Source organism: Methanosarcina sp. UBA411 (genome assembly GCF_002495725.1).
Classification (GTDB): domain Archaea; phylum Halobacteriota; class Methanosarcinia; order Methanosarcinales; family Methanosarcinaceae; genus Methanosarcina.
In genome coordinates this window covers 53,512-78,415 of sequence record NZ_DAGK01000035.1, presented here as the reverse complement: position 1 = coordinate 78,415, position 24,904 = coordinate 53,512, and the positions used below count along the sequence as shown (strand labels likewise).

Annotated in this window: 23 protein-coding genes and 1 CRISPR repeat array; of the genes, 7 read left to right on the top strand and 16 right to left on the bottom strand. The window is 40.8% G+C overall.

The window, feature by feature from the left end:
• Positions 1-141 precede the first annotated feature (141 nt).
• From BP861_RS15270 to BP861_RS15250, 5 genes are all read right to left on the bottom strand, one after another.
• Entirely contained in the window at positions 142-264 is a 123-nt protein-coding gene (locus tag BP861_RS15270; RefSeq protein WP_292376870.1) for a hypothetical protein, read from the bottom strand.
• A gap of 11 nt (positions 265-275) precedes the next feature.
• Entirely contained in the window at positions 276-884 is a 609-nt protein-coding gene (locus tag BP861_RS15265) for a translation initiation factor IF-2 subunit beta (protein ID WP_292376869.1), read from the bottom strand.
• A gap of 35 nt (positions 885-919) precedes the next feature.
• Positions 920-1,441 (bottom strand): 50S ribosomal protein L16, encoded by a 522-nt coding sequence (locus BP861_RS15260; protein WP_292376868.1) that lies wholly within the window; start codon positions 1,439-1,441, stop codon positions 920-922.
• A 392-nt stretch (positions 1,442-1,833) separates the two neighbouring features.
• The gene (locus BP861_RS15255) at positions 1,834-2,985 is read right to left on the bottom strand and encodes a DUF1786 domain-containing protein (protein ID WP_292376867.1); all 1,152 of its coding nucleotides are present in this window, start codon (positions 2,983-2,985) and stop codon (positions 1,834-1,836) included.
• 429 nt (positions 2,986-3,414) lie between these two features.
• Complete coding sequence (locus BP861_RS15250) at positions 3,415-4,923, bottom strand: alpha-amylase family glycosyl hydrolase (protein ID WP_292376866.1); 1,509 nt, start codon at positions 4,921-4,923, stop codon at positions 3,415-3,417.
• Positions 4,924-5,265: 342 nt separating this feature from the next.
• On the opposite strand from BP861_RS15250, the gene BP861_RS15245 reads away from it, so the two are divergent.
• Positions 5,266-5,805 carry a MogA/MoaB family molybdenum cofactor biosynthesis protein gene (locus BP861_RS15245; RefSeq protein ID WP_292376865.1) on the top strand — a complete coding sequence of 180 codons (540 nt, stop codon included), beginning with the start codon at positions 5,266-5,268 and terminating at the stop codon, positions 5,803-5,805.
• Positions 5,806-6,033: 228 nt separating this feature from the next.
• The gene (locus tag BP861_RS15240) at positions 6,034-6,588 is read left to right on the top strand and encodes a DUF3795 domain-containing protein (RefSeq protein WP_292376864.1); all 555 of its coding nucleotides are present in this window, start codon (positions 6,034-6,036) and stop codon (positions 6,586-6,588) included.
• A gap of 96 nt (positions 6,589-6,684) precedes the next feature.
• Here BP861_RS15240 and BP861_RS15235 read toward each other — a convergent pair whose 3' ends face one another.
• From BP861_RS15235 to feoB, 3 genes are read right to left on the bottom strand one after another with little or no spacing between them, the layout of a single operon-like run.
• Positions 6,685-6,936, bottom strand: a complete 252-nt coding sequence (locus tag BP861_RS15235) for a FeoA family protein (RefSeq protein WP_292376863.1) — start codon at positions 6,934-6,936, stop codon at positions 6,685-6,687.
• On the bottom strand, positions 6,930-7,097 hold the full coding sequence (locus BP861_RS15230; protein ID WP_292376862.1) for a hypothetical protein: 168 nt from the start codon (positions 7,095-7,097) through the stop codon (positions 6,930-6,932). The genes BP861_RS15235 and BP861_RS15230 overlap by 7 nt, the downstream gene beginning before the upstream one ends.
• Entirely contained in the window at positions 7,094-9,244 is a 2,151-nt protein-coding gene (gene feoB / locus BP861_RS15225) for a ferrous iron transport protein B (protein ID WP_292376861.1), read from the bottom strand. The genes BP861_RS15230 and feoB overlap by 4 nt, the downstream gene beginning before the upstream one ends.
• A gap of 545 nt (positions 9,245-9,789) precedes the next feature.
• On the opposite strand from feoB, the gene BP861_RS15220 reads away from it, so the two are divergent.
• Positions 9,790-10,329 (top strand): cupin domain-containing protein, encoded by a 540-nt coding sequence (locus BP861_RS15220; protein WP_292376860.1) that lies wholly within the window; start codon positions 9,790-9,792, stop codon positions 10,327-10,329.
• A 255-nt stretch (positions 10,330-10,584) separates the two neighbouring features.
• Here BP861_RS15220 and BP861_RS15215 read toward each other — a convergent pair whose 3' ends face one another.
• Both BP861_RS15215 and BP861_RS15210 read right to left on the bottom strand, forming a co-directional pair.
• Positions 10,585-11,370: a helix-turn-helix transcriptional regulator gene (locus BP861_RS15215; protein WP_292376859.1), complete on the bottom strand. Its 786-nt coding sequence runs from the start codon at positions 11,368-11,370 to the stop codon at positions 10,585-10,587.
• Positions 11,371-11,425: 55 nt separating this feature from the next.
• Complete coding sequence (locus tag BP861_RS15210) at positions 11,426-11,590, bottom strand: hypothetical protein (protein WP_292376858.1); 165 nt, start codon at positions 11,588-11,590, stop codon at positions 11,426-11,428.
• A gap of 432 nt (positions 11,591-12,022) precedes the next feature.
• Between BP861_RS15210 and BP861_RS15205 the strand changes: the two genes are divergently transcribed.
• Entirely contained in the window at positions 12,023-12,283 is a 261-nt protein-coding gene (locus BP861_RS15205) for a YhbY family RNA-binding protein (RefSeq protein WP_292376857.1), read from the top strand.
• Positions 12,284-12,787: 504 nt separating this feature from the next.
• Complete coding sequence (gene alaS, locus BP861_RS15200) at positions 12,788-15,571, top strand: alanine--tRNA ligase (protein ID WP_292376856.1); 2,784 nt, start codon at positions 12,788-12,790, stop codon at positions 15,569-15,571.
• Positions 15,572-15,730: 159 nt separating this feature from the next.
• Here the strand turns inward: alaS and BP861_RS15195 are convergent, their stop codons facing one another.
• Together BP861_RS15195 and BP861_RS15190 are read right to left on the bottom strand one after the other, a co-directional pair.
• On the bottom strand, positions 15,731-16,768 hold the full coding sequence (locus tag BP861_RS15195) for a class I SAM-dependent methyltransferase (protein ID WP_292376855.1): 1,038 nt from the start codon (positions 16,766-16,768) through the stop codon (positions 15,731-15,733).
• A gap of 147 nt (positions 16,769-16,915) precedes the next feature.
• Complete coding sequence (locus BP861_RS15190; protein ID WP_292376854.1) at positions 16,916-17,398, bottom strand: hydrolase; 483 nt, start codon at positions 17,396-17,398, stop codon at positions 16,916-16,918.
• A 441-nt stretch (positions 17,399-17,839) separates the two neighbouring features.
• On the opposite strand from BP861_RS15190, the gene BP861_RS15185 reads away from it, so the two are divergent.
• On the top strand, positions 17,840-18,019 hold the full coding sequence (locus BP861_RS15185; RefSeq protein ID WP_292376853.1) for a hypothetical protein: 180 nt from the start codon (positions 17,840-17,842) through the stop codon (positions 18,017-18,019).
• Between the two features lie 71 nt (positions 18,020-18,090).
• On the opposite strand, the gene BP861_RS15180 is transcribed toward BP861_RS15185, so the two are convergent.
• The 4 genes from BP861_RS15180 to BP861_RS15165 form a co-directional block, all read right to left on the bottom strand.
• Positions 18,091-18,513, bottom strand: a complete 423-nt coding sequence (locus tag BP861_RS15180; RefSeq protein WP_292376852.1) for a plasmid pRiA4b ORF-3 family protein — start codon at positions 18,511-18,513, stop codon at positions 18,091-18,093.
• A gap of 69 nt (positions 18,514-18,582) precedes the next feature.
• Complete coding sequence (locus BP861_RS15175) at positions 18,583-19,095, bottom strand: metal-binding protein (protein ID WP_292376851.1); 513 nt, start codon at positions 19,093-19,095, stop codon at positions 18,583-18,585.
• Positions 19,096-19,432: 337 nt separating this feature from the next.
• Positions 19,433-20,062, bottom strand: coding sequence for an N-acetyltransferase (locus tag BP861_RS15170; RefSeq protein WP_292376850.1), 630 nt, complete (start codon positions 20,060-20,062; stop codon positions 19,433-19,435).
• A gap of 226 nt (positions 20,063-20,288) precedes the next feature.
• Positions 20,289-20,705: a helix-turn-helix domain-containing protein gene (locus BP861_RS15165; protein WP_292376849.1), complete on the bottom strand. Its 417-nt coding sequence runs from the start codon at positions 20,703-20,705 to the stop codon at positions 20,289-20,291.
• Between the two features lie 247 nt (positions 20,706-20,952).
• Positions 20,953-22,522: direct repeats of the CRISPR family, unit length 37 nt; unit sequence GTTTCAATCCTTGTTTTAGTGGATCTTGCTCACGAAT.
• Positions 22,523-23,131: 609 nt separating this feature from the next.
• Here BP861_RS15165 and BP861_RS15160 point away from each other — a divergent pair.
• Complete coding sequence (locus BP861_RS15160; RefSeq protein ID WP_292376848.1) at positions 23,132-24,727, top strand: ABC transporter substrate-binding protein; 1,596 nt, start codon at positions 23,132-23,134, stop codon at positions 24,725-24,727.
• Positions 24,728-24,904: the final 177 nt, after the last annotated feature.

The following is a 24,904-nucleotide window of genomic DNA, read 5'->3' as shown; positions in this document are numbered from 1 at the left end:
GGTACTACGGCCTAGCCAGACAGTATAATACAACTCTTTTAAAAAAAGGCTTGCCCACAACCCTTTTGAGTAAATGTTTGACCGCAAACCTTTTCAAAAAAGGTTTGATCGAAAACGAGACAATGTTTGGATTTGAGAAACTTATCCCCGAACCCTATCGGCGTGATAAACCGGCCCAGCGGTTGCGACCCAACGGTTAAGGTTAAGCTGCCCGGGCACGAGAATGTAAGTAATCGGCCTGAGCTGCTTTAAAATATTTAACAAAAGCTTAAACCTCAGGCCCTTTCCGAAAAGGCGAGGTTTCCGCTGATTTTCTTTATTTTCACTTTGACCACGTCGCCTTTTGTGGCTCCGGGCACGAAAACCGTATATTTGTCTATTTTTGCAATTCCGTCGCCTTTGGACCCGACTGCATCGATCCGGAGCTCATAGGTTCCGCCTTCTTCGATGGCATCCCTGACAACTACATTGCTTACCTTTCTCTTCTTGACAGGCCTGTGAGCGCCGCAAGCAGAACACTTCAGGACAAGCACCCTGTCCACCTTGACAAGCTGGGTATCTGGGCGTCCGCATTCTGAACACATAACGTATTCGTCCACATAAGCCTGAATGTTATCAGAAATTTGGGCTCTCGTAAATCTTCCCTGGAAGACTGCACGTGTGCCTTCTATTTTCCCTGCAGTCCCAAGTTCCCTTGTGAGATATTTCATCAAGTGGTCAGGGTCCCGGTTAAGGATATCTGCAATATTTCCGAAGTTCTCAAGAATTGTAGTCTTTCCTTCGGAAAAGATTCTGGGCTCAGGGATTACGAATCGAGCATCCGTAGTCTCGGTATCAGGCATTTTTGCCATTGCACGGTTCAAAAGCTCTTCGTAATCGTACATATTATTGCTCCTTTTGATATTAATATTTTAACTGGTTACTGTACCAGTTCTGCCCCTTCATCGATAACGATTCTACAGGGAGTTGGAAGCTTCTGTCCTGCATGCCAGAGAGCTTTCTTTGCAGCTGCAAAGTTTTGCTTTTCAACAGCCACTGTGAAGATCTTCTGGAATGGGTTTACCCTTGCTGCAGTACCTACATTCTTCCCAAAAGCCCTGCGCATTCCGCTGGATACACGGTCAGCACCTGCACCGGTTGCCTGCTTGTTTTCCCTGAGGACTTCGTGGGGATAGACACGGAGCTTCATGTAAAAGCCCGTCTTCCCGGTATCTTCAATCAGGTGCCTGTTTGCTGTAATACGGGCTGCTTCGAGAGCAGTGTGCCTTATCTGGCATTTTTCTTCTACAAGCAGGGAGATTTTAATCGGGAAGGTTGTGTTTGCTTTGTCTCCCATGTCATAGTGAATAACCTGGCTGCCTGGAACACCGCCCATGTATTTTCTTCTGGTAAATGAGCGCTGCCTCACGTTTCTGTACATACTTCCTGGCTTTCGTACCATAAGCTTGATTCTCCTGAAAGATAATGAGTCTAATTTAATTTAACTTAATTTAGCTTAATTTAACTTAATTTAACTTAATTTAGCTTAATTTAACTTAATTTAGCTTAACTTAATTTCACTAAAGTTTGTTGTAACGGATTCCGTTCCGGTTCCTTTCCGCATATAAATGTTTGCATAAGTTCGTAAAAAACCATATGGCAAACGATTCAGTATGAGATATGTGCATATAGAGATACCTGCCTGTATTTACATTTATCTGTAAACCTGCCCTGGTGGACTTCAGCAGGCAGCTACTGTATTTTCCCGGCTCCCTGATAGGGATTCGGAATTGAATTTTTATAATCCCTGAAAATTTGTATATTCTGGGCTTAAGCGACTTACTCCCTAAGTACTTAGTGGTTTATAAGGTTTATTGATGGCTCCGGGTACTTCTCCAGAAATCCTGCGAGTAGCCCAAAACAGCCTGAAAGCATCATGCTCCCGAAAGGTGCGGCAAAATGTAGTTTATTTGAGATCTCCGCCCGGATTTCGGACTCCGAAAGTTTTTCAAGCATCTGCCTTTTCGGGCCTGTAACTATTATAGATCTAACCTGTTCAAAGCAAATCTTTTCAATACCAGACTGTTCAAAGCCCGGATCTTCCCTTCTATACGCTCCATGCCCTCCGTCTTCGAAAACTTCTTCAAAACCAAGCTTTCCGTTGGCAAGCCTTATGATGTAGTCCTGGAGTTTCTCAGGGTTCATGAGGGAGGTGTGGTGCTCAAAAACTGCCGTAATTCTGTTTTCATTCACAAGCGCTCCTAGGGTATGCCCGTTTCCAATATTAACCACAACAGATGGCTGTACCGCCGCAGGATCAGTAAGTGCTCCAAAGATGGCAGCAGGCCCTGTATCCATGAAAATTTCCCTGGTTTTCCGGCCCCCTACAGCTTTAAGAAGGGAATCAGCCTGGGCTTTCATTCGGGTAAAAGCTTCAGGAATTTCCTCAGGCCTGTAGACAAAGTTCTCAAGTTCTCCTCCTTTTTCAATGAGTTCTCGAAGCAGTTCAAAGCGGTAGACCCTGTTACTCTTTTCAGGGGCATTTCCATGATCCTGTACTGCCACGGCATAGTTTGTCGGCATCTGAACCTCAAAGGCCGAAAGTGCAGCCGAAGTTGATTCAGGATCGAAGTCCTGCATAACAATTTCCTGTACATTCTTTTCGGATGCAAGTTTTTTTGCTTCCGCTTCGGAGACAATTTGAATCCCGAAAGCCTTCACTTTTTCAATGTTATCGTTTATGGTTAAAGCAGCCTGTTTAGTAGCATATACCGGAAAACCTGCCTTTAGATGAGCCCTGATGGCAAATGTTGAAGGGCCTCCTCCCATTATGTTTCCGGTAAATACTATTGTTTTTCCCTTTTTGGTCGCTTTCCGTACCTTTTTCGCAATTATCTGGGTAGGAGAAGGCATGATCATAAGCAGGCTATTTTCCACCTCTTTCTCAGAATTAAAGAGCAGAATATCCTGCGTACCCGTTCCTACATCTGCTGCAAGTATTAACATACCTGAGCATTAGTTAATAACCTATTAAAATGTACATAGCGTAGGAATCATAGAAATGAATTTTTAGATAGGATCTTTTTTTGCAAAAAAGGCAAATGCGTGAAAATCTTTAATAAGCGTACAAAAAACAGACTTATTTTATTAAGCGGATCTTATAATAATCATAAAACTAAATTTATATTCCCAACTTTCTAAATGCGACACTGCAAATATATTGCAGTTGCGTACAAAAAGTTTGAGATATGCCTAACTTAAAAAATTAACGGGAAAAGTGAGATTCGAACGCACAAGTTCCTACAAGAATAGGCTCTGAACCTATTGCCTTTAATCTAGCTGGGCAAGATTCATCAAAGATTGCCAGATTCACTGGAATGACAAGTTGGCTGTTTCCCTTTCGGTCACTGGCTGGAATATAATATGTTCTAATTTTCAGGAAACATCGCGGCAGAAGATGTCGATTGTTTTGCCGTCAACCTTAACCAGCATCTTACCGTTCTGAACCGTCAAGGCTTGCCCCGTCTTCCAGTGCTTCAGCCCTCCAGTTATCATTTTTACCACACGCTTCGGAATTACCGACATATTCAGATCCAGATGGATGGGGTTCGGCATCCGGAGGTAGCTATTGTTAATGATCACCAAGGCGACATCATCCGTGGCGATACGCAAGAATGCATAGATAAGATCATCCGACCATAGTGTTATAGTCGTCCCGTATTTGAGAGCTTCATTCCCTTTGCGCAGACGTATAAGATCCCGAGTCCATTCATATATCTCATATTCCTTGTGGTACTGCTGTCTCGGATGATTATTATTACCGATCACATGCCATGGGAAATCGCGGCGTAGGTCGCGGTCATCGCCTGCTTTCCATCCCTCGAGACCGACCTCTGTGCCGTAGTAGATCTGCGGTATTCCTCGCATAGTGAACAGAGCGCCGAGGCAGAGCTTCGTAACCCGGATAGCCAAATCAAGCCCAGCGCCTCCACCTGGGTGTTTAGTCCTAGCATGGCTCATGATGCGCCTTTCTAAGTCGTGGTTATCGAGCAATGTTATGAGCATGTTCGCGTCACGGTATCCACCTTTGCCCGGATTGTCATCATCAAGTACCCCCAGCGGCTCCTCATCGTCCAGCCGTGGACGTGCAATCCAATTCTTGAGACTTTCGTCATAAATTAGAGTGGACCGCAGGGCTGTGCATAGGGGAAAATCGAATATCGAATCGAAGTCATGGTAATTCTGATACTCCAAGAGCTTGCTGACGTCATCCTTGTTTTCATATAGTACCTCCCCTATAAGACATACGTGAGGATACTCTCCGCGGATCTGGGACTTAAAATAATACCAGAACTTGGGTTCTACATGTTTGACGGTGTCCATGCGGATGTTCGTGACATTGCCTTTGATGATCCAATCTTCGATGTTATTGATGAAGTAGTCTAGCACCTCAGGGTTATCGTGGTTGAAGTCCGGAAGGCCATACAACTCCTTCTTGATGTCGTCTGTTCCGCCGACGTTGAACCAGGAGGAGTCAAAATGTTCCTTCGCCCCATATCCCGCATGATTTACGACCATGTCGAGCACTACCTTCATGCCCTTAGCTTCGCATAAGTCAACAAAGCTTCCGAACGTGCTCATATCCACTGATTCAGGCAAATGAGTGCCGTCGAGTAGGCGACTATCGACTCGCTCGAAGTTGAGAGGCCAATAGTAGTGATAGGGTTCCGAGTTGTTGTGACTTTTGATGTTCTCGTAAACCGGCGTCACCCAAATCGTCGTCACGCCAAGCTCGAGGAGATAGTCAAGCTTCTCGATAATACCGTCGAGCGTTCCTCCATGGATGCTCGTGTCTGATGGATCAGCAACCCGTTTGTTCTTGCCAAAGAAGCGGTCTGTCACTATGAAGTAAATGACATCGTCCTGGGTAACCTGCTTGTTCATATCGTTGTCTCCAAAGAACAGCTTGAGTCATTTTGCCTTAGAGGCTGTCTGAATATCGTATTTCTCCAGTTTTTTTACATTTTTTATCCGACCTGATTCTCTATTTATTATATTGATAAAAATATATATTAATTTTTGAGTTATTCTGTCAACACTTTGTAACCCTTACTCAAACATTGATAATGCCGATGGAGAAGCAAGTAAAAGTAAGCAGGAAGTTAGATAACAGGAATATATAAGCGGAAATCTAAATAATAGGAATTTAGATAACAGAAAACTGATAACAGGAATTTAAATAAGAAGAATCTGGTAACAGAAATAAAAATGGAGAATGTGACTTCCATGAAAGAATCCACACCGGAAATTCACAAAAAAGAGGCTAAAAAGTCCTTTTTTTTTGCCTTAATCACAATTTCGACCTCAAGATTTGAAAAATACGGAAACCCCGCTTCGCCTGAGGACGCTGAAGACCTTTCAGGACAAGCCATGAAGGATCTTCTCGAAGCGGCTGGCCACAAGGTTTCCTTTTACAGGCTGATTTCCGACGAAAAAACTTCAATTACCGATGCAGTTTTTGCTGCACTTGACAGCTCCATAGATATTATAATTACAAGCGGAGGCACAGGACTTGCACCAAAAGACATTACAATCGAGTCAATAACCCCAATTTTTGAAAAAGAAATTCCAGGCTTTGGGGAACTTTTCAGGTACAAAAGCCTTGAAGATATAGGAACGTCGGTAATCCTTACCAGAGCTGTGGCAGGCGTGATTAAAGGAAAAGCGATATTCTGTCTCCCGGGTTCGCCAAATGCCGTGAAACTTGCTCTTTCTGAAATTATAATTCCTGAAGCCGGTCATATTGTCAGGCATGTGAGGGAATAACCTTGGTAAGTTTTGGCAGATGGGTTTCTTGTAAGAAAAATAACATTGAAAAAGTGATTAACTAGATACTGCATATTGTACCTTCAAAAATCATTTATCTACATCTTTTTCACTCATCTCTGAAAGAAGCCCATTATAATTATTGTTTATTTCAGGATCAATATCTTCTGAAGACTTTCAAAATCCAAAAAAAAATATGCAATCAATTACTTACATTAAAAGTTAATTATGCATATCAACTATCTTGAAATCGGAGTCTGTGGACTTTCTTGCAGACTTTGCCCTATGTATAATACTGAAGCAAAGAGCAGATGCTTAGGATGCAAGAGTCCTACCAGAATGACTGTTGGTTGCCCATTTATCACCTGTGCGTTAAAAAGAAAAGGAATTGAATTTTGCTGGGAGTGCGAAGAAAGCAACACTTGTGAAAAATGGAAGAAACATAGAGAAATCGGTAAAAAATTTGATTCCTTCAAATGTTATCAAACTCTTGAAGAGGATATTTCATTTATATGTAAGAACGGCATTGATAAATTTGACAAAATACAAAAACAGAGAGAGTATTTACTTAAAGAGATGTTAAAAGACTTTAACGAAGGTCGTTCAAAAAGCTATTATTGTATTGCTGCAACTGTTTTAGAACTTGAAGAACTTAAGAAAGCACTGAATCAAGCAAAAAGAGAATCTTATGGACTTAATGTCAAAGAAAAATCAAAGATTCTTCATTCGATTTTAGATAGTATCGCTTTAAAGAAAAAGCATTACTTAAAATTAAGAAAATAATATATGTTGTATCCTGTGTTATCCCAAAATAATTTCATGTACTCAAGACCTTTAGTTCTCCTATAATTTTTTTTCTTGCCTTTTCGTTGAGTCAAATCAGTAGCTGACATAAATATGGTTTGCTATTTCCTCATCAACAGCATATCTGGTCTGGTCAACCTCAAAAAGATATGAGGGAGACCTTCTGAGTAGGGTAGTAGGCATTCCAGGGAGGATACCCATAGCTATTAGCTTCTGTAGAATTCCAAGGTTCTTTGTTTCAAGGTGGTCAATTTTTCCGGCTTTTCTGGGTTCCATTGCGCAGAGAGTTATAGGTTTCAGGGATAAGTGTGAGTTTCTGGTTACCATTTGAAGAACTTCCTTATGGATTGAATTATCTTTGCTTCTTGTACAAGTTCATATCCGCAGTTCGGGCAGCACTGCTTGCTGCAGCTGTGAAGTTTTCCGCAGCCAGTGCATTTCGTTTCATCAGCTTTCTCAAACTCGTTTCCGCAGAGTGGACATTTCACAGGCTCACCCCCAAAGAAGTCAGCAGGGTGTTTACAATAAAACCTGTAAGGAATGCAAACGGGAAAATGAAACCCGAAATTGCAAGGGCGGTTTTAAAACCTCTTTCCTTTATCGTCATCATGAACTGGGCTATACAGGGCATGAAAAGGGTAAGAGTAATAGCTGCAACTAAGAGTTGCACACCTGTCAGTAATCCGGAATCATGCATTCCATAAAGTCCAGCTGCCCCGAAATCTCTCCTGAAAAAACCGAAAAGGAAGACATCAGCTGCATCAGGAGGCAGGCCTATCCAGACTGTTGGGTATTCTATTACTTTCAGGGCAAGGGCAAAAAGGCCTGTTAGCCTGCCTATCCAGATTAGAACACTTGCCAGTACAAATAGGGGAAGAACTTCCAGAAAATACCAGTGCATTCTGGAGTAAGTTTTCGCAAGTATGTTCGAAAGCTTCGGTTTCCTGAGAGGGGGCATTTCAAGTATGAATGTAGGAGCTTCTCCTGGCAGGACTCTGGAAGCCAGGAAACCTATCAGGACAAACTCCAGTATTATTACTACAGTCCAGATAAGCAGGCTCTCAGGATTTCTCGAAAGGACTGAAAGAATAATGCCTAACTGTGCCGAGCAAGGAATTGCAAGAGCCAGCAGGATATTTGCAATAAGCCTTTCCCGCTTTGTTTCAAGGGTTCGGGTAACCATTGTAGCCATTGTCGAACAGCCAAACCCGAGCACCATTGGGATTACTGCCCTTCCGCTGAGCCCTATTTTCTTAAACATACCATCTAGGAGCAGGCCAAGCCTTGAAAGATATCCGGTATCTTCAATAATTGAAAACACAAGGAAAAAGGCTCCCACTATCGGAAGTATAAGGGCGATTGCATATGTTACAGCCTGGGTAAAAATCCCGTATTCCCCTACAAAAAGGTCCTGAAGAGCCGGATAAGGTACAAGTGATACGAACTTTGCAGTTACAAAGGGATTTATGTATCCTCCAAAGACTGTATTTTCCAGAAAATCAACAACGGTTCCAGCTGCAAATACACCTACGAACAGATAGAGTCCAAAGTACAGGATTAAAAACAGTGCAGGTATCCCAAGTACAGGATGGATGAGAATACTGTCGATTTTCTCGGAAAAACCGAGATTGCTATTTTGTATTTTACTTCCATTCTTTCCAGTGCCTTCTTCTGCTCTTATTTTTCCGATTTTCCCACTACTTTCGTTCTCGCTTCTCTCAGGCGTCTCCATTACCTGTTCCACTATTCCGTTTACATGTTCCTGACGCTTTATGGTGAACTGGTAGGAAAGAGGAACTTCAGATATCTTTGAGGCGGCTTTCACAAGTTTCCGGATTTCTTCAGAGCTTTTTTCATGGCTTTCATCCCAATATTCTGGTGTTTTTTCAGCCCTGCGCAGGTATTCAAGGGCTGTTCTGTCTTCTTGGAGCATTAGGAGTGAGATTGCTCTTCTTGAGATTCCGGCTGAGATTCTGGCTTCTTTTGCAGGGCCAAGAAGACCTTCAACTGCTTCGATATATAGCTCAATTTCGGTTCCGTAGTCAAGTTTTTGCCTAAATTTTTGCATATTGTCTCCTGAGGGAAACTCCGAAATTGCAGCTTTAAGTTCTTCTATCCCTTTTCCTTCGCTTGAAACCGTTCCAACAACCGGAATTTCCAGGGACCGGCTGAGTTCAGATATCTTGATTTCAATTCCCCTTTCTTCAGCTTCGTCCATCATGTTCAGGACAAGGATAAGAGGAACTCCTGCTTCAAGAAGCTGCAGGGTGAAAGAAAGCATGCGTCTGAGGTTTCGGGCATCTACCACATGGAGGTAAACTGAAGGTTTTTCCTCAAAAAGCAGAATCTGAGAGACCCTTTCTTCCTCACTTACAGGGAGCAGGGAATACATCCCGGGCGTGTCAATTATTTCATATTCCTTTTCTCCGATCCTTGCTTTTCCATGGGTGATTTCAACTGAAGTTCCCGGATAATTGGAAACCAGTGTATAACTTCCGGAGAGGGCATTAAAAAGGCTGCTTTTTCCCACGTTAGGATTTCCTATAAGTATAATTTTAGGAAGCCCTTTTCCTGGAGTGCATCCCTTTTTTCCGCAGCAGCACTCTTTTTCAGGACAGATAACTGGCAGTTTCATACTTTTACTCTCATATTTAGGCAAACCTAATTTTTATTTGTTCATATTTAGGCAAACCTAATATTTAAGGTTACTGCAAGTGGCAAAATTCTCTCCAAATTTATTGTCTATTTGAGGACCATAATCTTGATTTTTCTCGGTTAGTCAAACATCTATGAGCTTAAGTTCCAAGTTTAACGAATTAATGAAAATTCGATGCTTTTGAAGAGGAAATACTATGAAATATATAAATATTGTAAATATGTTTGGAAAAACTGAATGGAAAAAGTCAACTTTGCGATTTTTGTTTTAATTCTTCTTATATTTATATTTCTGCTAGTATTATATTCAACAAATATAATTGTTCTATTGTATGTGCTTAAAATTTCCTTTGTTGGCAAATCCCATGATATAAAATGAGGATAGAATTTACTATTGTTAGTACCCTCATCAAAATACACTGGATGATTTATTGATAAAATGAATATATCTGCCAACATGGGTGAATTGAAAAACTAACATTTGCAAAATCGATTAAGTTGAAACAGATCGGGGGAGTCAATAAAATGAGTCTAAAAAAGACACTGGGTATTTTGCTGGCATTTTGTTTTTTACTATCAGTTACCGCAGCGGTAGTAGGCGCTAAAGAGATGCCCAATATAACTGAAAAGAAGACAGTCAAAACCGCAGAGAAAGCGAAAAACAAAATGAAAGGATTTTCTATCAATATCGAAAAAGCCACTATGGAAAATAATAATTTCCGCAAGGTACTCTATACTGCAAAGCATAGCCAACTGGTGCTTATGAGCCTCAAGCCCGGGGAAGATATCGGAACGGAAGTGCATGAGAATGACGACCAGTTTTTCCGCTTTGAAGAAGGACAGGGAAAGTGCATAATTAACGGTAATGAATACGAACTCGGTCCAGGATCTGCGGTGGTTGTGCCGGCCGGCGCTCAGCACAATATTATCAACACTTCGAAAAAGAGTTCTTTGAAATTCTATACGATCTATTCACCGCCTGTTCACAAGGACGGCATTGTACGCGCTACAAAAGCGGAAGCCGAAGCAAATCCAGAAGAATTTAACGGCGTGACTACGGAATAAAACCTTAAGAAGTAGAAATAATGCTTTATTTTCCACTAAACGTTTTTCTTTTTTATTTTTAAGTTAGAGATCGAAAATTCCTCGAAAACATTAGTTTACAAACCTCGCCGATGCTGTTGAATCTGTATCCCAAGTATTTCAACCCTTTTTAATGAATGTGGAGCTTATAAGGGATTCCAAATCGATTTTTGAGTTTCTAGATAGTCTATATCTATTAGTCAATATCTTATGGAGGACCGATACGTTTTGTTTCTTTCATTTTATTTCTCTGCTCATATCCCTGTAGTATTTGAATAGTTCTTGCCCCCATTTTATTGCCTGTGGTTCGAAGCTTATCAAATACTGACGATCAAACCTACCACTTTCGTTGAATAATCCTAGGCTCATTATCCGGTCAGAGGCAGCAATGAGAGCTGGAATTTCCACCCATTTTTTTTCCAGAATGTAAAGGCTTGAGTTTTCCATTTCAAGGAATTCTTTTCCCTTTTCTTCGAAATCCTCTACAAGCCGCAAGTACACCGCTTCGCTCAATACAAGGGAAACTTCAATACTTTTTCTTGCAAGATTGAGAAAAAGAGCAGGAAATTGAGGATGAAAATAAGAATAAAACATGTGGATACGGCTTGAATTGGAAAGGATTTTTACAAACTCCGTATTCAGATCAAAAGTATGACTGAGATCGGGTTCTATAAGGTGATAGTCTCCAAGTTCACTAATCCTTTTTATAAGGTGGGAAGGAATAGGGGCGAGCTTTCTATCAGCCCAAAATTCTTCATTTTTCTCAAATACTGATAAAGTATCAAGCAGAGGTTGCATTTTTTCTACAACAATTTCCCCTATCGTGCTGAGCCGGTACATTCCTTCTTCATGTATTACCAGATTCTCTTCTTTTAACTTCTTTATCTGTGGGAGAAGAGCTGTCCTGGGCACCTGAAGCTTCTCAAGTATCTCTTCGATATTCTTGGGGCCTTCTTTCAGGAGCAGAAGAAAGTCTTTTCTCTTCTCTGAAAATAAGATAAGATCAAGCAAGCCTGGATTCATTTTACAGTCGCCGTCCTGAGCTTATAAAAAAGGGTTTCGTTCACCGATTACGTTTTCATGGATTTGTTTTTAAATCCTTTATAAGTGTCAAACTGCTAATAAAGATGTCGAAATTATTTGGAAACTTCGTCCTGTTCCTTCCCAGATTGGGAAAATAGCCGTAATTTAGTGAATTTACGGTAAAAAATCCTCTTTCAACTCTTATCTCCTTTCTACCCATTTTTTATATGTATCCCGGAATAGATCGATAAGTACAGTTAAGTGAAAAGAACAAATGCAGTATCCTTAATGAGAATTTAACTGATTGCTAGTGTAGTTATATGAAACTTAATACTCAGAATGTTAAATTCAAAATTCTATTCATTCAGATTAGATCCAGAATCTTAACTTACTGCTCTTAGGTTTACTAGGAAACGTTGATATAGATGCTGATGAGAAAAGGAAGAAATCCAGATGAATGGTGAACAGCTCCGAGTAAGTAGCAAACAACTCCAAGTAAATGGCAAACGGTTTCTGGAAACAAATAACCCTTTTATTTATTAGTTATATATTTTTCGTAATAACTTATAATAATGTCTATATTATAATAATGAGAATATTTCATAATTGGCAGGATGGATTTTACAACTGCCAATGTGAGGAAGGAAGGGCAATGGAAAAAGAAAAATTATACAGATTAAAAGCCGAAGCAAACCAGCTTTCCCCTATTCTTAATATCGGAAAGAACGGAGTAACGGACACGCTGGTAGAGGAACTAAATAAGCAAATAAAAGCTAACAGGCTTGTGAAGGTAAGGATACTGAAAAGCGCTGAAGAAGGAAAGGACTTAAAGAATATTGCTGAAGAGATTGCTGCCGCTACGAGATCCACTGTGATAGAGGTACGTGGAAGGACCGTAGTTCTGTATAGGTAAAAATTCAGGTGCAGGAACTAACCTTTTCCTGATTCCAATTTTTAGAGAGCCTTTGAATCGAAAACCTGTTCTTTATTTCAATGAGAATAACTTTTTGCCTTTTAAAATGAAGAATAAGGTTTTTCCGTAGAATCTCTGTAATAGGTTAGAGTCCATAAGTATACAACTGCTTTAATATAAACTACTATATATTTCGTTATGTTGGTAAGTTATTTATGCTGCAAAAGCAACATCGAGTTGCAAATTGTTCGCACACGATTTACAGATATTTCATTCTTTCTGAATAATCCCATGACTTGTATAAGAGTTAATGGATGAATAAACTGAATTTAACGGATGAATAAACTGAATTATTGTCTGAATTATTGTATACGATTTCAAAATTCCATGTATGTGCACCTAAAGTGCCTGGAAGTTCCTTGAAACGGTTGAGTCGGGGTATTTCTCCTTTTGTTCTCAGATATACTAGGGCAGAGCAAGCCCCCACCCTCCGGAGAGATTGTTATGCTTGAAGATGAGTATCAACTTGAATTTTTCAAAAATAACGGGTTCGTCCGGAAGCAGTGCCAGAAATGTGGCAAGTTCTTCTGGACACGTGACCTTGATCGAAATACATGTGGAGATGCTCCCTGTGATCCTTATTCTTTCATAGGGAACCCGGCTTTTTCCAGGGAATTTGATATCTCCCAGATGCGTGAGTATTACCTCTCCTTCTTTGAAGAGAGGGAACATACAAGGGTCAATCGTTATCCTGTAGTTGCCCGCTGGAGGGATGACCTTTATCTTACCATTGCATCCATTGCAGACTTCCAGCCTTTCGTAACCTCAGGGCAGGTTCCCCCACCTGCAAATCCCCTCACGATTTCCCAGCCCTGTATTCGCCTTAACGACCTGGACTCAGTAGGCAGGAGCGGACGCCATCTTACAACCTTTGAGATGATGGCACATCACGCTTTCAATAAAAGGGATCACGAAATTTACTGGAAGGAACATACTCTGGAACTCTGTGATGAACTCCTTAATTCACTTAAGTTAGATCCCTTTGCTGTAAGTTACAAGGAAGAGCCCTGGGCAGGCGGAGGAAATGCGGGTCCCTGTGTAGAGGTTCTTGTGAACGGGCTTGAGCTTGCTACCCTTGTTTTCATGGACCTGAAAGCCGACAAAAAAGGCGATATTCTCATCAAAGGTGAGACATACTCGAAGATGGATAACTACATCGTAGATACAGGGTACGGACTTGAACGTTTTGTCTGGGCTTCAAAGGGCTCCCCTACAATTTATGATGCACTTTTCCCTGGCATAGTAAACGAACTCATGGGGCTTGCAGGGCTTGAGCATGAACTAGCCAACTCCGAGTATGCAAATATTCTGTCCCAGAATGCGCGGCTTGCAGGGTTTATGGATGTCAGTGGACAGGCAAATCTTCAGGAACTCAGGAAAAAGGTTGCCTCGAGCATTGGAATGACCGTGGATAAACTCTCGGCTATAATGGAACCCGTAGAAAAGGTCTATGCAATTACTGATCATACCCGCTGTTTGGCTTTTATGCTTGGAGACGGGATTATTCCCTCGAACGTTAAAGCAGGCTACCTTGCCAGGCTTGTCCTCAGGCGGACTTTACGCATGATGGATGACCTAGACATCAGGACCCCACTTTCCGAGATTGTGGATATGCATATCAAGAATATGCCCGAGTATCCCGAGTTCAGGGAAAATTTCCCGGTCATACAGGATATTCTGGAATCGGAAGAAGAGAAATTCCGTAATACAATGGAAAGAGGACGCAGGATTATCCAGAAATCGGCCTCACACTTCAAGAAAACCGGGGAAAAGATTCCTTTATCCCAGTTAACTGAACTTTACGACTCCCACGGAATCCCGCCCGAGATGGCAAAAGAAGTAGCAGCCGAGATCGGAGTAGATGTGGAGTTCCCTGACAATTTCTATTCCATTGTTGGTGAACTGCATAACAAGGCCGAAGAAAAGGAAGAAGAAGTAATTCCGTTTGCAGACCGGCTTAAACATCTTCCGAAGACAAAGCGCAGCTTCTATGACGAGCCCACGCGCTTGGAATTTGAGGCTGTTGTGCTGGATGTCTTTGACAATAACATAGTGCTGGACAACACCTTTTTCTACGCCGAAGGCGGAGGGCAGCCTGCAGATATGGGAACAATCACTACCGGATATGCGGTATACAGAGTGGTGGACGTCCAGATCTATGACGGCGTAATAGTACACACCATAGAGAACCCTGATGGGGATCTTGAGATTAGCAAAGGTGATATCGCCACCGGAAAAGTGGACGAAAGGCGCAGGATGACTCTTGCCAGACATCATACGGCAACTCATATCGTAAATGATGCAGCCAGGAAAGTTCTTGGAAAACATATCTGGCAGGCTGGTGCCCAGAAGTTTGAGGACCACTCGAGGCTTGACCTTTCGCATTATAAGCATATCTCCCCTGAGGAACTGAAGCAGATAGAACTTCTGGCAAATCGCACGGTTATGGAAAATAAGCGTGTTATTACGGAATGGATGCCAAGGACTGAAGCCGAGCAGGAATACGGCTTTGGGCTCTATCAGGGTGGAGTGCCTCCAGGAGAAAAAATCAGGGTTGTAAAGGTCGGAGATGATGTTGAGGCCTGTGCAGGTACGCACTGCGTCAGTACAGGAGTTGTAGGCCCGATCAAAATCCTGAGGACCGAAAGAATCCAGGACGGAGTAGAGAGGGTTGAGTTTGCAGCAGGAGTTGCAGCTGTACGTGCTATGCAAAAGATAGATTCACTCCTGGCAGGTTCTGCAAAGACCCTAAGTGTACCTCCCGAACAGCTTCCAGCAAGTGTTGAGCGTTTCTTCGGGGAATGGAAAGACCTCAAAAAAGAAAACGAGAAACTCAAGGAAGAACTTGCCCGCGCCAGGGTTTACAAGTTGCTGGGAGAAGCCTCAGAGGTTGCAGGTCTCAAGGTTATTGCCGAATTCATTCCAGGAGCTGATTCTCTTGAACTCCAGAAAATCGCTACCGAGTTCCTGAAAAATGAAGATGTGGTGGCCCTTCTTGCAAGCGACATAGAAGGCGTTAAGCTCGTAGCATCTGCCGGACAAAAAGCCTTAAATTGTGGAGTCAATGCTGGCAGTCTTGTCCGTGAAATGTCGAAGATTGTTAGCGGAGGCGGAGGCGGAAAGCCTGCCCTTGCTATGGGCGGTGGAACTGACCCTTCAAAAATTCAGGATGCGCTTGCCCGTGGGCTTGAACTTGTAAAAGAAGCTTGCAAGGAAGTCTGCAAGTAATGGAAATATCGGGCTTTTAATTCCCGAAATTTCTTCTAATCTTTTACTTTTTATTTTTCTATTTTTATTCTTTTCAACCTATTCTCTGTCTATTCAATTATTCTACCTTTTAGCTACATCTCTATCTTTCAAATATTTTCAGCCTCATCCAACCCATTTTCAGTCATCAAATATAACTTCGCAAAGGATTGCAGTCCTGTCTTTTACAAAGAGATGCACGGTTTTATTCCCTTCGAGGCCTTTTTCAACTTCGTTTCGCACTTCCCAGTATTCTTCGGGCTTTACCCCTGCCCTGAGTACAACGCTTCCAATATTCTGACCTCTCAAGAATTTATTGATTTCTTTTGGTTCAAAGGGGCAGACTTTTAGCACAAGATAATGATTTTTTATCATGGACTGCTTTATCAGGGCATCCGAGGTCAATAAAAGCCTTTTTTTGTCAACTCTGAATAATTCAAAACTCCCCATAAAAGGCCCAGCCATCTGCATCATGGATTCCACAAGCTCAGGCAGCAGCCCGGCTGCAACTACAGATGGTTCAGGTTCGTAGGCGTTGAGTTTCATTTTGTCAGTTTCCTTTATTTGGGGGAGCCCATACTTTGAAACCAGTCCTTCGCCTGCAGGCAGAGCCACAGCCATGCGGTCATACTGCTTTAGCCCACCGAAGTAAAGGGTCAGACGGTTGAGCTGCCCGTCCAGTGAGATATATTCTTTTTCGCAGTCAAAAGGAATCCTTTCAGGCGGCATCTGGGGCGGGGCTTCAAAAGCAAAATTTCGGGTTTTTTCACCGTAAGCAGCTAGCACATTCGGAATCCCCGGCTCAAGGCTTGAGACCTTTCTCTCATTTTCTTCGGCCGGGCGGAAGGGATCAGAAAATATCACATCAACGGCCGGGATCTGCTCTATGACTTTCGGGTCAAGGGCGTCTCCGCAAATGAATTTCACATTATCAAGCCCGTACATTGCACAGTTCTGTTTTGCATATTCGATCTTTTTGGGGTCGATTTCCACTGCATACACGAACTCGCACTGCTGGGCAAAAAAGACGGTTTGTCCTCCTATCCCGCAGCTGATGTCAGCCAGAACCTTACATCTCAAACGCTGCGCCCTGTAACGGGCAATGGGCTCAGGGGTTGCAAAGCGCAGGCTTTCCTTATCCCCGTGCATGGGCTTCTCAAATTGTTTTCTCCGTGCCACGTCGATCAGGAGTAGTAGATAGTTTATGAGATTTAAAGGCAACTGAAAGGGAGGGTAGTTGAAATTCTCTACAAGAGATCACTCATTTTATCCGCATTCTGGTCAAGACTAAGGCTGGCTAAAAAAGCAGGTTTTATTACTTTATTTTTAATCCACTTTGGAAATGATCACGACGTAGTTTTTCCCGTATTTTTCAGCACAGGCCGGACAGGTAGTATACCACATATACCATTTCTCGACTTCGAGGCCCTGATTTTTTGCGTAGGCTTCAAAGTCCTGGCACCATTCTCCTGTTTTTTCGAAGTCTCCCTCATAGATTTTGCTCAAAAATTTCCCATTTAGTGTTACGTTTTCGGCGCCGTCCACTTCTTTATCAACAGCCAGGTAAAGATCCATGTTGCTTTCTGAGGTATGGTCCGACAAGCAGAGCCAGTCCGGCATTTCTGCACCTGCCCTGGCGACTTTCTCGTTCATCCGCATTATTACCTCTCCAAAATTAAGAGGCATGTAAAACTGTGTGGTAACCGAGTCCTTGATAAACCTTTTATTGTTCCATTCAAACAATTTTCCATCCCAGGGGGATGGGTCAAACCGAGGACAACATTCCGGAGTTTCGATTTTGGTGGTCATAATTTTACACCCTTTAAGTAATAACTTAGGATGTTATTTTAGATTTTTGTTTTACTTCTTTAGAGGACATCGCTTCTCTACCTCGAATCCCATCCCAAACTCAGAAGTCAAGCTCGCGTCTCAATCCTTGTTTTAATGGAAGCTACTTTTCAACAGCCTACATTTCGCAGTACTTTTTCGAAAATCGATGTTTTTCTTGATAGTGTTTTTTGGAACAGATCCAAGTAGTTTAAATTTTTAGTGGCGGTTGGTGAAAATTGAATGATATCGTTTTTGGTCTCTAAATATACCATATAGTTGCTTTTACATTCTGCATAAAAGTCCAATAAATCCACGCTCGATTAAAATCGATAGCAGGAAAAATTATGAAATATAAACTTTTACTGCGGAAAGTGGAAACAGTGAAAGCCCGTTGCTGAAGAAAAAGCAAACCGCCTCGGGGTGGCGCCTCAGACCATTACCCCAAACCTCAAGACTCTGGAATTCTCCGGGCTTCTTTCAAGCAGGAGAGGTGCAATAAAAAGAGGAGAACCCCCCGGCGGAAAATGCGGAGTAAAAATCTGGAGACTTACCGATGAAGGAAAAATCTACGCTGTCTATCTCAGCAAGAAAAAGCTTTGAAGGCGTTTTCAAACTTTTTTTGTTAAAAAAAGATTAAATTTACGCTTTTATGACATTTCGGGATATATTCACTAGTTTCCAACTTTTCCAATTCCGAAAGAAACATCTTTTGGGTCAAAGTATTCAGGATCAAAATCTTCTCCAAGCCATTCCACGGCATCTTCATATTCTTCATGTTCAGGATCCTTCAGGATTTCGAGCATATTTTCATAGCCCCATATTCCTCCAATATCCTCAGGGACAGCTGCTCTTTTTCCTGCAGTACAGATCGGATATTTCACTCCTTCTTTTCTAGGAAGGATTTTCTCAAGCCTGAATTTTACCTCCCAGTTATCCCCGAAATCATAGGTGTACAGAGCAGTCTTATTTTCCAGCGTGAAATACCTGGAGATTTTGGCTTTATTTTCCGGTACCTGGATTCGCCGCCAGATCTGAGGGGTAATGTCTCTCATGGAAAGCTTTAACTGGTAAACCTTCTCGAAAGTCTTTTTCATGAATTATTCATCCGGATAAATTATCTAATTTCATTATTTAGGGTCTTGGAAGCTTCATCTAAATAAAAATTATAATTTGAGAGTGCAAATATTTTTTAATCTCTTTTTTATTTTTGTGGATTTTCTTTTTACTTTAGTGTATATTACATCTGTAAGTATATGGGCTTCAATAGAAATAACAATTCCAGTTAATAATGAAATGAGATATTTTGTCGGTATGTTAGTTATATCGAGGTTGAACAATTTGACAACTGGTACTATGATAAATAACCCTACAGTTGAAATAATTATGATGGGACCTGATAGTGGATGGTGCAATTTTCCACGGTGCTTAAAAATTTTTTGATAAGGCCACCAGATATGTTTGAGAATTCCCCATCTTTTAAAGGGATCACTTTTAATATCCAGGTCAGGACTGAGATAGTACGTCCCAAATATAAGTGCAAACGAAAATATTGCTATAGTCTCAAATTCGGTATATTCTGGTGGAATATGTGATTTCATAACGTTTGTATGTAAACTTAGCAATATGCCAAGTAGCAACGTAATATTTATTTTTACATGTGTTTTTCCATTGGGCATTCTAAACACCGTTTTTAAAACTGAAAAGTGTAATGCTACACTCTGCTATACTCATGAGATGTATTCCATGAAATAAACTCATATACTACCTCGTATTTTATAAAACTCATTGTATATTTTGTATTTTTTAGATGGTACAACGAAAAAAATGCCAATATTTCATTTGAGCCTTTACCGAGGGTTTTTGAAAATGGATCTCAGTCTAAATTTTTGCTCAATTTTTGTTTAGCAGGTCTTACTCATGAGTTAAAAAAGGAATAAAGGATCGAAAAGGTAGAAGATTAGAAAAAAGAAATGGAAAGACGGAGTGCTCAACTACACTTGAAACAATAGGAATTTACTGAATGAGGCCTTTTTTACTGCCTGAATTCCCAGCCTGATTAATTGCATTAACCATGCTCAAAAAATTTGTACCAGCTTGCTTTAACTTCCCTCTTACAGAATAACCATGTTTTTCGTATAACTTTAGAGCTTCTTTGTTTTCAGGTTTAACGATCAATGAGGTCCTGGAAATGCCAAGTTTATGAGATTTGAGGGTTGCTACCTTTAACAATCTGCTCCCAACCCCACACGCTCTGTACTGTGGATAAACGGCAAGTGAATCTATATAATATTCTCCAGGTTCTGCCTCTTTTGTTTTTAACATGGGAATTACTTTTCCATGGTAATCCTCGGTATTTGATTTATAAAACTTAGGGAGTTTCTCTACCAATAATTTATTCAAACGTGGAAAATGGTCTGAGGGAAACGACAAAACTAAACCTGCTATCCCGTTACTTCCCTCTGCGACATGTATATTTTGATAACTCAAAATATTGTCAGGCTGTTTATAGAATTTTTTAATAACCTCTTGAACAGCCTTCTGATTGGTAGAACCCGCCAGCACATAAGCACATTCTCCCCAGGCCATACAAATTAATTCTGCCGCTTCATCTGCATCTTCAATTCTGGCCTGTCGAATAAACACAATTATCAAACCTCCATAAATAAAGTTAATATTATAATTTGTTCTCTTATTATTCTAACATTATTTGTTTTCTTACAATTTATTCAAAAATAATTTATTCTATAAACAAGAAAGTTTCAGAACTACTTTTCATGATCGAAAACTTAATTGATAATTCCAAATTCGAAATTTAGAAAAGTATATTTGAGTTTTGGAATCAGCTCATAAGTATCAGCTCATTATTATCTCACTTGTTATTTTTTAAATTTTGAAGAATGACCCAAACCTGTTTGAGGCTATATTCGACACTAAATTCTTGAAGAATCAGGTCTTGCACTTCTCGAGCTAGCCAATTATCCCGTTCTTTAAGCATTTCCTTTAATTGTTTTTTCTGGAAATCTGAGAGTTTTGAGGGGCTTCCGCCTCTAAATTTAGGGATCAAGCCTTCGTAACCCTGAGAGTTCCATCTCTGTTGCCAGAGGTTCCCATTGCTTCTGGAAATTCCAACAATATTTGAAGCCTCTTTAACACTTTTGCCTTCATAACGGGCTTTGATAAATATGAGGCGTTGGACAACCCGACAATTTTTTTCAGCTTTGATCATTTGAACAAGTTTATCGTAACTTAGATGGCGAGTTATTGGGATTTGTTCAGGTTTGGACACACCTAATATAATATATTATATGTATTAAAGTTTATGTAAACAGCTGTAATAGTTCCACTTCTAAACCTACGGTATTATGGCATTTTTCAAAATTAAACGGCTATGCTTCAATTCTTATTTTTGTGGGGTTTGTTTTTGAATCCATGTAGATTACAAAATATATGATACATTAGTTGAGCCTCATTCCTTTTATTGGATCTTGCTCACGAATAACTCTCATTTTAAAGGAACGTGTGGACTTGGCATTGTTTCAATCCTTGTTTTATTGGATCTTGCTCACGAATGTAGGTATATTTTAGGATTTGAAGATTCGAATGGATCTTTAGTTTCAATCCTTGTTTTAGTGGATCTTGCTCACGAATTGGTTGGAGCTGTCGGGTTTAATACCTATTCATCGAATAGTTTCAATCCTTGTTTTAGTGGATCTTGCTCACGAATTGAGGAGGCACTGGAGGAACATAATCAGAACCAACCTGGTTTCAATCCTTGTTTTAGTGGATCTTGCTCACGAATGATACACGCGGAAGATTTTCCAGCGTGTGCCAAATTGTTTCAATCCTTGTTTTAGTGGATCTTGCTCACGAATGTTAGCAACTTGCAACACTTACGTTTCAACATCTATGTTTCAATCCTTGTTTTAGTGGATCTTGCTCACGAATTCTCCGGTTTCGCCTCCTGGTGCCTGAGCCTTCTGTTTCAATCCTTGTTTTAGTGGATCTTGCTCACGAATAATTCTTCGAGGCTGTAAACAAACCAATGAAAAAGTTTCAATCCTTGTTTTAGTGGATCTTGCTCACGAATCGTTCATTTTGGACGCCGAGCCCCATTAATTTTACCGAGTTTCAATCCTTGTTTTAGTGGATCTTGCTCACGAATGCATTCCCCTTTTACCAGGAATTGTGATGGTTTTTTGTTTCAATCCTTGTTTTAGTGGATCTTGCTCACGAATACATCCCTCGATTGCAAAAATTGTGGACTTCTAGTGTTTCAATCCTTGTTTTAGTGGATCTTGCTCACGAATGGCGACATTCGAAAACAAGATTCGTAGCACCATGTTTCAATCCTTGTTTTAGTGGATCTTGCTCACGAATGGATTTCCCATGTTATGGACCATTGTGTTCGAGAGAGTTTCAATCCTTGTTTTAGTGGATCTTGCTCACGAATATAGTCAAATCTCTTCTGTAAAGATCATCCTCTATGGTTTCAATCCTTGTTTTAGTGGATCTTGCTCACGAATCCTCAGCTAGCGCCGGAAGAGTCAATACGGACAAAATGTTTCAATCCTTGTTTTAGTGGATCTTGCTCACGAATCTTACTTCGGTGAACGTCTTGCCCTCGACAAATCCAGTTTCAATCCTTGTTTTAGTGGATCTTGCTCACGAATCCTCGAAGCTTTCCAGGAATACCCGACAGCGCGCTGTAGTTTCAATCCTTGTTTTAGTGGATCTTGCTCACGAATACATCACTGCAATCCCGAAAGCATTATGGTACAAAATGTTTCAATCCTTGTTTTAGTGGATCTTGCTCACGAATTCCTTGAAGCTGTTGATAGCAAGGGCTCTGGAGGTTTCAATCCTTGTTTTAGTGGATCTTGCTCACGAATGTCTGGAATTATCAAAGAGGTTAAAGATGCAATTGGGTTTCAATCCTTGTTTTAGTGGATCTTGCTCACGAATCCGTCACCGAGGCTGTTATTGAATTCCAGATTGGTTTCAATCCTTGTTTTAGTGGATCTTGCTCACGAATCTTTTGACGTTTCATAGTACCTTATTTTGTTCTCGTTTCAATCCTTGTTTTAGTGGATCTTGCTCACGAATAGGGCAAAAATTTCCTTTATTTAGCTAGAAAAGGCCTGAAATGAACTAAATTTTAGGACTAAAAATCTTGTTGGAAAATTATCAAACCCTTTATAAATACAAGAAAAACAGGGCTTCTAGCGGTTTGGAAACATTCTATTATATGCCTTTCTTTCTATTTAACTTTTATATTTTAAGGAGTTTTAAGTAAATCTAAAGGCCGGTTTAATTCAATAATGTTTTTGCTATTTTTAAAACATCGAGTTTAAACTATTTTCTTTACCCAGAAAAATCTATTCAATCCAAAACTAACAAACGAATGATAATAATATTTTGTACTATTTAATTCTATACAATCACCATATTAGTGTTACATACATTTAGGAATGTATTTATAATAAAAAGAGTTTAGTTTAGTTCATCTTAATTTTTGTAAAAAAAGTATTACTATTGCACTATATTTTCTTCGAAACATGTTATTTTTACGGATTTGAGATTACTGAAAGCACTATTGTAGTAGTACTATTTCAATTTTAATATTATGAGAAAGGAGGAGTTTAGATTAAGAAAAACCAGCAATATTTCTTAATAGGGGCAATAACCATAATTGTTGCGGCCGCTTTTGTTTTTATGTCGACTGGTGAGCCAGACAACCCGAATTATCAGGTCTCTGATGAATCTGTTTCCGGGGGTTCGGATGAATTAATTTCTGAGGGCTCGGATGAGCTGGTGGCTGCAGTAGGAACCCACGGCGGGGAGCCGGAAACCGGTTTTAACCCAATTACTGGATGGGGCTCTAGTCGCGAACCGTTAGTTCAAAGCACTCTCTTTAAAAAAGATAGTAATGGCTCTCTGATCCACGATTTAGCAACAGGATATTCTGTTAGTGAGGATGGGTTGACCTGGACTGTTAAAATCAGAGATGATGTTAAGTTCCATGATGGGGTACCTTTAACGGCCAGCGATGTAGCATTCACTTTTAATAAAGCGGCAAATTCCAGTGGAAAACTTGATCTCTCCATGCTGGACAATGCGGTAGCCCTCGATAATTACACGATTGAATTCAAATTAAATGATCCGCAGACAACTTTCATTCACAAGCTTGCCGTGCTCGGAATTGTGCCGGAACATGCTTACAATGAGAGTTACGGAGATAATCCAATAGGGTCGGGCCCATACAAATTCATACAATGGGATAAAGGCCAGCAGGCAATCTTTGAGGCAAATCCGGATTATTATGGCCAGAAACCATACTTTAAAAAATTGACTTTACTCTTCATGCAGTCCGACACAGCTTTTGCGGCGGCGAAATCAGGACAGGTTGACCTTGCCGAAATTCCTTCTTCTTACGCTAATCAAAAAGTAGATGGAATGAAAATGATATCCTTTGATTCCGTTGATGCGCGGGGAGTAAGCTTCCCAATGCAGCCCGATACAGGCAAGAAAACGGAAAATGGCTACTCAATCGGAAATAATGTAACTTCCGATCCTGCGATAAGAAAAGCCCTGAGCATTGGAATAGACAGGCAGGCTTTAATCAATGGTGCATTAAACGGACAAGGTGAAGAGGAATTTACGGGTGTGGATAAATTACCGTTCGGAAATAAGGAAGCTGCTTTTGAAGATGGAAATATCGATGAAGCAAAGAAGATTTTAGCGGATAGTGGTTGGAAAGACACCGACGGTGATGGAATCCTTGAAAAGAACGGGTTGAAAGCCGAATTTACTTTATTGTATTATTCAAATGCACAGGATAGACAGGCATTAGCCGTTTCATTGAGCGAGGAAGCCCGAAAACTTGGCATAAACATTAAAATCGAGGGCAAGAGCTGGAATGAAATCGATACTCTGGCGCATTCAACTCCGATAGTTTTCGGTTTCGGTTCACTTGACCCGACTGATTTATACCTGAAATACTACAGCAAAAGCTACAATCCTTCAAACTACAACAATATAATAATGTACAACAATTCGATCGTGGATAATTATCTAAGGACAGCCATAACCAGTACTGATCAGGATACTGCCAATAAAAACTGGCAGCTGGCTGCCTGGGACGGAACAACAGGCTTTTCTGCAAAAGGAGATGCTACTTGGCTCTGGATTGCAACTGTTAATTACCTGTATGTTATGGATGAGGATTTGGATATCGGGACTCCGAAAATCCAGCCTCATGGTGCTGATGCCTTCGGTAATATCCTGGAATGGAAACGCACAGCAAACTAAACCCAAAGCTGGATTTCAGCAAAGCTGAGGAGCAAAACTCCTCAGGTACTTTTTTGACGAATTTGCTTAAACTAGTATTTGTCAGTTTTTAGATTACTGTTCTCTTTTTCTATAAATTCGTCAGCTTGCAAGGGGCGCGTCAACGCATCAACTACTTTAATATGCAGAAAAACACGT

What these genes read in the sequence shown, in the direction of transcription:
- BP861_RS15265 (WP_292376869.1), bottom strand. Translation starts at nt 884, where the DNA reads ATGTACGATTACGAAGAGCTTTTGAACCGTGCAATGGCAAAAATGCCT.
- BP861_RS15260 (WP_292376868.1), bottom strand. Translation starts at nt 1,441, where the DNA reads ATGGTACGAAAGCCAGGAAGTATGTACAGAAACGTGAGGCAGCGCTCA.
- BP861_RS15255 (WP_292376867.1), bottom strand. Translation starts at nt 2,985, where the DNA reads ATGTTAATACTTGCAGCAGATGTAGGAACGGGTACGCAGGATATTCTG.
- BP861_RS15250 (WP_292376866.1), bottom strand. Translation starts at nt 4,923, where the DNA reads ATGAACAAGCAGGTTACCCAGGACGATGTCATTTACTTCATAGTGACA.
- BP861_RS15245 (WP_292376865.1), top strand. Translation starts at nt 5,266, where the DNA reads ATGAAAGAATCCACACCGGAAATTCACAAAAAAGAGGCTAAAAAGTCC.
- BP861_RS15240 (WP_292376864.1), top strand. Translation starts at nt 6,034, where the DNA reads ATGCATATCAACTATCTTGAAATCGGAGTCTGTGGACTTTCTTGCAGA.
- BP861_RS15235 (WP_292376863.1), bottom strand. Translation starts at nt 6,936, where the DNA reads ATGGTAACCAGAAACTCACACTTATCCCTGAAACCTATAACTCTCTGC.
- feoB (WP_292376861.1), bottom strand. Translation starts at nt 9,244, where the DNA reads ATGAAACTGCCAGTTATCTGTCCTGAAAAAGAGTGCTGCTGCGGAAAA.
- BP861_RS15220 (WP_292376860.1), top strand. Translation starts at nt 9,790, where the DNA reads ATGAGTCTAAAAAAGACACTGGGTATTTTGCTGGCATTTTGTTTTTTA.
- BP861_RS15215 (WP_292376859.1), bottom strand. Translation starts at nt 11,370, where the DNA reads ATGAATCCAGGCTTGCTTGATCTTATCTTATTTTCAGAGAAGAGAAAA.
- BP861_RS15210 (WP_292376858.1), bottom strand. Translation starts at nt 11,590, where the DNA reads ATGGGTAGAAAGGAGATAAGAGTTGAAAGAGGATTTTTTACCGTAAAT.
- BP861_RS15205 (WP_292376857.1), top strand. Translation starts at nt 12,023, where the DNA reads ATGGAAAAAGAAAAATTATACAGATTAAAAGCCGAAGCAAACCAGCTT.
- alaS (WP_292376856.1), top strand. Translation starts at nt 12,788, where the DNA reads ATGCTTGAAGATGAGTATCAACTTGAATTTTTCAAAAATAACGGGTTC.
- BP861_RS15190 (WP_292376854.1), bottom strand. Translation starts at nt 17,398, where the DNA reads ATGACCACCAAAATCGAAACTCCGGAATGTTGTCCTCGGTTTGACCCA.
- BP861_RS15180 (WP_292376852.1), bottom strand. Translation starts at nt 18,513, where the DNA reads ATGAAAAAGACTTTCGAGAAGGTTTACCAGTTAAAGCTTTCCATGAGA.
- BP861_RS15175 (WP_292376851.1), bottom strand. Translation starts at nt 19,095, where the DNA reads ATGCCCAATGGAAAAACACATGTAAAAATAAATATTACGTTGCTACTT.
- BP861_RS15160 (WP_292376848.1), top strand. Translation starts at nt 23,132, where the DNA reads ATGTCGACTGGTGAGCCAGACAACCCGAATTATCAGGTCTCTGATGAA.